1 protein-coding gene is annotated in these 763 nt (G+C 44.6%); it reads left to right on the forward strand.

Translation table 11 applies throughout. The annotated features are described in order from the left end of the window. Nucleotides 1-763: murein biosynthesis integral membrane protein MurJ (murJ, locus tag A3761_RS03300; protein WP_068749806.1), on the forward strand; the 763-nt coding region annotated here is incomplete at both ends.

Genomic DNA, 763 nt, shown 5'->3' on the forward strand with positions numbered 1-763 from the left:
CCTCGGCCACGCCTGGATTATCGTCATGAAGGTGTTCGACGTATTTTTATACTGATGGTTCCAGCACTATTTGGTGTTTCTGTAAGCCAGATTAATCTGTTGCTCGATACAGTGTTAGCGTCATTTCTACAAACAGGAAGCGTTTCTTGGCTTTATTATTCGGATCGTTTAGCTGAGTTGCCTTTGGGGATTTTCGGTATTGCCATTGCGACAGTGATTTTACCTAGTTTGTCTCGAAAGCATAGCAGTCAGTCTCACAAAGCTTTTTCTGACACGCTGGACTGGGCTATACGGATAGTTCTGTTGATGGGCGTTCCGGCAGCTGTTGCTTTGATTGTTCTTGCTGAACCTTTGGTGACGTCGCTATTTTATTACGGTGCATTAGAACAACGCGATGTCTATATGTCGGCAATGAGCTTACGTGCCTATGCCTTAGGGCTCTTGGCATTTATGTTGATTAAGGTCTTGGCTCCCGGGTACTTTTCAAGACAAGATATGAAGACGCCTGTAAAGATTGGCATATGGGCGATGTGTGCCAACATGGTTTTCAATTTGATTCTGATCTGGCCTTTGCAACATACAGGTTTGGCATTAGCGACAGCGCTTTCGTCTTGGATGAATGCTTTGTGGCTTTTGAGTGGCTTAGTGAAGCGTGATGTTTATCATAGAAGCGAAGGTTGGGCTTTATTTGTGCTGCGGATAGTTGTTGCTGTTGTTGCGATGGTGTTGGCGGTTTCCTGGATGAATGTTGAAACCGAAATTT

It is taken from the genome of Oleiphilus sp. HI0123 (assembly GCF_001635315.1).